2 protein-coding genes and 2 pseudogenes are annotated in these 6,586 nt (G+C 55.2%); 3 read left to right on the top strand and 1 reads right to left on the bottom strand.

Features of this window, described 5'->3' with window-relative positions; genetic code table 11:
• The first annotated feature begins 21 nt into the window (after positions 1–21).
• Positions 22–997: pseudogene (locus tag BLIN9172_RS17445) on the top strand (magnesium and cobalt transport protein CorA).
• Here BLIN9172_RS17445 and BLIN9172_RS17440 read toward each other — a convergent pair.
• On the bottom strand, positions 981–3,509 hold the full coding sequence (locus BLIN9172_RS17440; RefSeq protein WP_170286975.1) for a glycosyltransferase: 2,529 nt from the start codon (positions 3,507–3,509) through the stop codon (positions 981–983). The pseudogene BLIN9172_RS17445 and the gene BLIN9172_RS17440 sit on opposite strands and share 17 nt — an antisense overlap.
• 202 nt (positions 3,510–3,711) lie before the next feature.
• Here BLIN9172_RS17440 and BLIN9172_RS18935 point away from each other — a divergent pair.
• Both BLIN9172_RS18935 and BLIN9172_RS17425 read left to right on the top strand, forming a co-directional pair.
• A pseudogene (locus BLIN9172_RS18935) lies at positions 3,712–5,639 on the top strand (CDP-glycerol glycerophosphotransferase family protein).
• 27 nt (positions 5,640–5,666) lie between these two features.
• Positions 5,667–6,497 (top strand): XcbB/CpsF family capsular polysaccharide biosynthesis protein, encoded by an 831-nt coding sequence (locus BLIN9172_RS17425; RefSeq protein ID WP_101556145.1) that lies wholly within the window; start codon positions 5,667–5,669, stop codon positions 6,495–6,497.
• Positions 6,498–6,586 lie beyond the last annotated feature (89 nt).

The raw sequence follows: 6,586 nt of genomic DNA, 5'->3' as shown, positions 1-6,586 counted from the left end.
CCTTCGCGAGTGGGTTAAGGCGTGGAACGAGGACCCGCAACCATTCGTGTGGACGAAAACCGCGGAAGAGATACTGGAATCTCTCTCACGACTAATGCAACGAACTACCGGCGCAGGACACTAGCAGAACTTGTTTCAGCCTGGGACCTGCATCCGGTCCTCGTCGACGACCTCTTCCACGCAAACCAGCGAGCCAAGGTCGAGCGCTACGATGATGTGCTCTTCGTCGTCCTCAAATCAGCGACCTACATCGACGCGAAAGAAGAAGTCGAGTTCAACGAGTTCCACCTGCTCATGAAGGACGATGTGCTCGTCATCATCTGTCAGGGAAACCGCTTCATCGACGGCACGCCCATCCCAGCGGACACTAGTGGAGTCCATGAGTATTTCACGAACGAGAAGCGCAGCTGGACGAAGGACCGCGAACTGCTCGCGCTCGGACCAGAAGCACTCCTCTATCGCCTGCTCGATACAGCAGTCGATGGGTACTTCCCCGTCCTGGACGGGCTCCAGGAAGGACGGCATCGAGAGGCAAGTTTTCAGTGGGGACACCGCGGCTGCCGAACGCATCTACCTCCTCAGCCAGGAGGTCATCGATGTCCTTCACAACTCCACCCACCTCAATCGTCTGACACAAGCGCTAGGCAACGGGGCGGCCAAGTACGGAATTCCCGATGAGCTTCGCGCTTACCTCGAAGACGTCGCAGATCACCTCACCCGAGTCCTTGCCGAAGCCGGAGAACTGCGCGAGGCACTGTCGCAGATCCTCAATGTCAATTCCACTCTGGTCGCTCAGCGCCAGAACGAGGATATGAAGAAGATCTCCGGATGGGCCGCGATCCTCTTCGCTCCCACCCTTGTCGGCGCAATCTACGGAATGAACTTCGACGATATGCCTGAACTCCATTGGGCCTTCGGCTATCCGATGGCGTTAGGACTCATGCTGGGGCTGGGCGTCGTTCTTTACGTCGTCTTCCGAGTCAAGAAGTGGATGTGATTGGTTCGGCCACCGGCGACTTCTCCGTCATAACTTCGTTCGTATTGCCGAACACTACCTGGATGAACTCTTCCATGACTGATCGATTGTAGTCATCTCCGTCGAACGCACGAGCGCTGATGTCACCACGAAGGAATGTCCTCAAGCCCTCAGCCAGCTCTTCCTCGTCCCTGTCGACAATGAGTCCGCCGCTGGCTTCCATAGCACTCTCAACGGAGCCGAATCGTGTAGTCACAATCGGAAGCCCCAGAACTCGGGCTTCAAGGATGACAATCGGCTGCCCCTCATAGTCGCTCGACATCACAAAGCAGTCGCATGCCGACATCACAGAATATGGATTTCGCAGCCGACCGGTGAACTGCACCATACCAGCGATGCCCAACGAAACAGCCAACTGCTTCAGTTCATTTTCCAGCGGCCCCTCTCCGATGATCACCAGTTTCGCGTCTGGTTCCTCAGGGGCGATCTTAGCAAAAGCTCGAATTAGTCTTGCATGGTTCTTCTCAGGTGAGAGCCTGCCGACGGTCACGAAGGTAGCCCCACCGCCGTCTCCCACGAAGCTCGAGAGACTGCGCTGCCTGGAAGCCTCAGTGATGATCTCGTCATATGAATAGAACTGCCCGAGCGCCTTAACTGCGTGGCCCAGATTCTGAAGTGAATAGTCTCCTGCAGCGAAGTTGCTCGCCATGGATCCGCCGGTTCCAGTGCGGATTCGCTCAACGTTTATAGTATTGCGTGCGCTTGTGAACTTCCGTGCCGGAGCGTACCGGGTAAGGCTCTTCTGATTGATCCTGTCCAAGTCTGGCGAGACGGAGACCAACGCGTCGAAATCTCTATAGAGTTTGAAGACGCCAGTCAGGTTCCGAAAGTGCGGTCGCACGCCGCTGACCTCTCGCTCGGCATCGGCAACCAGGTCGTTGTGCAACCAAATCACCTTCCGCGGAGCGGTTGCGTGTGCAACGATTCGGGTCCAGTAGGAGGAATAACCACTGAAATCGACAGCTACATCAAACTGAGCGTGTCCGAAGATACGTCGCCACTCCCAGTCCCAAATTGTTTCAGCGGCATCGCTCTCAGAGAGATCTTCAAAACTCGTGTTTTCAAGGTCGTTCATGCTTCCCAGCATGGGCAATTGAAGAATGCTCGCATCCCTGATCACTTGACGTACGTGTCCAGGGATCATTGCAGCGTTCTCTTTGCGATCGCGCTGTCCGGAACGATAGAAGAACGCGGTGACATCGTACTCATCGCTGTCGATGCTGTTGAGCAAGTTCAGTGCGGAGGAAGTGATTCCGTTGGTGATCATCCCGCCGAGATAGACGACGAGCTTCTTACGGCCGTCGTGGAAGCCACGCCTGACTTTGTAGTTGGCCTCGTTCCCTCCGAACACGACGTCAAGAACGCGAGATCCTGCTCTTCCGTCGTCTTTAACGGTGAGCTCTGATGCCAACTTGGAATAGCGCTCACTCTCTCGAGGAAATGCCGATTTGAATCGATCGACATCAACCATGTCCACGACGTTTTCTACCAATTGCTGGTCTGTCCGTGAAGTGGGGCCCGGAAGATCAGACGGATCGAGATACATCCCTCGATCACTCGAATAACTGTCAGAATCCGGGATGTGGAATGCAATTGGCCGACCAGTCGCCAGATAGTCGATGAAAATGCTCGAATAGTCCGTCAGCAACATGTCAGACATCGCCAGAGCCTCGTTTGCCGGCACATCGTTTGGAATCAGAAATTCCGCGAACTCGGGATCGTCGGTCAACTGGTCGAAGATGACTTGATGGGCCTTGAGGAGAACCACCCAGTCTTGGAGCTCGGGACGCTCGCGAAGCGTCCGGAGCGTTGCCTTCAGGCGATTGGCATCAGCATTCGGCTTATAGAACGACTCGCCGCGCCAGGTCGGTGCATAGAGGAGGACCTTCTTTCCATCCGTCTCGATGCCGCGTCGGCGAAGTGCCTTTCTGGCTGGATCTCCCGCGTTCGATGCGAACATCGAGTCAGTTCGCGGATAACCTTCTTCAATGATCGCGCCATCGAAGATGTTTGCTAGCTTGTATGCACCCAGGTACATCTCGTTCGTCATGAAGGAGTTCTGAGACACCAAATAGTCGGCCGACATGAAGTTGCGCAGAACATTTCTGGCACCGTCAGCTCCGTTCTCGATGTCGTAGCCCATCTTCTTAAGCGGAGTACCATGCCACATGTTGACGTAAGTCTGGTCTGGCCGTTTGATGAATTCGGCGGGAAAGGTTGCGTTGTTGAAGAGGTACTGGCTGCTTTCCAGCCGTTCGAAGTAGCTTGTGGATCTGTATTTGACGAAGTCCACTCGTGGATGTTTCGCGAACTCTGCGCGAAATGGGGAGTCCCAGGCTTTTGTCGAGAGCACCCAAGTATGACGAAACTCACGATACTTTGCGTCATCGACCATCTGCCGAAAGAGAGCTTCGGGATTGCAGAGGGCACCATTCCCTGAGAACGACTCCCACACGATCGTCTTTTTGCGCACAGGAGCCGACAGAGTTTTGACGAACTTCCGGGACCTTACCGCAGACAAAAGCGACCGCTTGTTCTGCCGAAGCTGCTTAGCCCATTGGACGCGCTCCCTGCGGAGGTAGGCCGACGTAGCTGAAGGCAGTGTCTTCAACAGCAGTTGCTTTGACTGAGGTCCCAAGTGCACAGTGCTCCGTTTCGATTTCGATGCCCATGAGATGAATGCAGGGCAGACATTGATCAAAGATGTAGTGAATTATTCGTCATTGGGTATTGTAGCGGCGGATGGTGCCAATGCTGACAGCGACACCAAGGCACGGCACTCCGGCAAGGACGGACGAGGCAATCGCGTTCGATGCTGTTCGGATACTAACCGTCCGCCCAATTACGATCGATCGGAGAGTCCAGACGTGCCAAGTCACAAGACCGGAGAAGCGCCTAAAGGCCTCCTTCGCCACCGCCGAACAACTGGCCATGATTTCTGGAAAAAGAAGTTGCGCGATGCCGAAGACTTGAAGACTCGGCAGGCCGAATACAACGAAGCCGTCCCGACCAACCCCAAAGTGATCTTCTACGAGAGCATGTCCGGCGCTCGAATGATGGACTCACCGTACGCCTTGTTTGCCCGCATCTACGACGATCCTGCGTTTCGTGAATATCACCATGTGTGGTCAGTCCGAGCTCAGGCTCTGGTGCCGGACGAACTCAAAGCTGAGCCGCGAATCACCTTCGTCACACGCAATACCGACGCTCACATGTACTTCCTTGCGCTCGCAGGCAGCATAATCGGCAATTCTCTGCTGCCCGATCATTTTGTTCGAAAAGCCGATCAGAAGTATCTCAACACATGGCATGGGATCGCATATAAAGCGTTGGGCCGAACTGAGGACTCACCACTTGGTGCCGCGGGAAGCGTCTACAATCTGCTGCAGGCCACCCATGTCCTCACCCCCTGCCCGTTCATGACCGAGACAGAACTGTCGAGGTTCTCTCTCCGCGGCGTCTTCTCCGGATCAATGGCCGAGATCGGCTATCCCCGACAAGATCTGACGATGACGATGCGCAGGAACGGTCAAACCGCATCCGGGAAGTGCTCGGACTCGACCCTGACAAGAAGACGGTCCTTTACGCACCGACCTGGCGCGGAAACAAGGGCTCAGCTCGTTTCGATGCGGAACAGCTCGAAAAGGACATCGACAGCCTGACCAAGCTCAACGCAAATGTGGTCTTCCAAGCGCACCACATTATGCTTCGGCACATCAAAGACGTTGACTACGGCAGCATCATCGTGCCCCCGCCCAGTGTTGTCACAAACGAACTGCTTGCCGTAGTCGATCTGCTCATCTCCGACTATTCGAGCATCTTCTTCGACTTTTTGGCCACGGGAAAGCCTATTGTCCACTACCTCTACGACTACGACGCATACGCGGAAGAGCGCGGGCTCTTACTCGACAAGAGTGAGCTCCCCGGCCCAATCGTCACAACAAGTGACGAGCTGGTTGCGGAAGTCAACCACCTGACAGCTGACATGTACACACCCGATGAGAAATACCGACGAGCGCAGGCGAAATTCGCCCCCCACGACGATGGGCACGCTTCCGATCGGACGATCAGATGGTTCCTTCAGGAAGACACTTCTGAAACGAACCTCATTGAAACGCGCAAGCGCCCGAGCATCATATTTTGGGGCGGGCGTCTGGACAAAAGTAAGAAGACCAGAGATTTCCTCGAGTCAGTGCGGATCGCAGCTGAAGCCGGCGACAAAGATGTGACTCTGTTCGTCGCTCATTCAGTGAAGTCCAATGAAGCCGCGATGGAACAGATCAGGAAATTGGGCCTCTCGGTGTCAGTCGTCGCACGAAACGACTATGAGATGGCCATGACAACGGCGGAGAGACATGCTCGAAATCCGGAGGAAGCGTCGGAGGTCGCACCTCAGTCGCAGCGGCCAACACCATTCTGGAAACGATTGACGTCGGCTTTTCGAAGAACCCAGGACGCCGATGAAGGACTAGACAGTCTTCTGTCCGAGATGTATAAGCGAGAATACCGTCGAGTATTCGGGGATTCGCAATTCGACGAATTGGTGATGTTCCCGGGAGCCTCGCACTTTTGGAAGAAGCTGGCTGAACATGCGCGCCGGTGACACCGCGAACGATCTGAGAGGACCGTTGTGAAGAACAACATCCTATGGCTGACGCTCCAGACTCAGCCCAATGAAGTCGACTCTATGGTCGCGGACAATGACGGGTTGCCCCGCTACTTCCGAGTCGACACGTCTTCGGCCGAAAGGCCGGACGCTGACATGATGAAGTTGTCGCTCAAAAGCAAGACAGCCAAGGTTCTGCTGCTGACGCTGACAAATCTCGGCTACTCGCTTTACTACAACACCGCCGATGAGAGCCGATTCGTCAGACACGATCGAATTATTCACCATTGGCCAGCGGTGAAGGACGGCACCTTCGCAGCGTCCGACGAGGGCATCGTCCACCAGTTCGAAGCACCTCCATCGGGTGAGATCGAACGCCTGGTCGTCATCATGTCACCGATCAATTCGAAGCCCCGCCTGATCCGATATTTCCGCCCGTCGTTCGCCACTTTGATGAAGTATGTTCCACGGAACACAGCAATCCTGAGGATTGCAGACGTCGGCGGAGTCAAAGGCGCGTTCTATCTGAATACGAGTTTCCTCCCCGACAACAGCACGAGGATCCAGAACCTGATCAGATCGACCATCGACCGCCATGGAATCGATTCGCGGAACGTCGTCCTGTTCGGCGCCTCTAAGGGCGGAACCGGGGCCTTGTTTCATGGACTGACCGGAGGTTTGAAGTTCGTCGCGGTCGACCCCATTCTCTCCGACGCCTGGTACATAGAGAACGAAAATGACTATCACTTCACCACTGGCGACGTCTTTCCGCAATCAAAGCAGCAGGTGTTCGCGAATCTCATTGAGCAGTCGGTCACTAGGGCGTGTCTGATAAATATCGCGGTGGGATTCTGAAACCCTGGAATCGTGTCTCGATTCCAACTACTCACCGATGACCAATGGGCCCTCATCGCCGACTACCTACCAGCACCAACAGGCCGACG

It is taken from the genome of Brevibacterium linens ATCC 9172, assembly GCF_900169165.1.
GTDB lineage: Bacteria > Actinomycetota > Actinomycetes > Actinomycetales > Brevibacteriaceae > Brevibacterium > Brevibacterium linens.
Note: the sequence above shows the minus strand (reverse complement) of the source record. Positions and strands in the feature narration are given on the sequence as shown.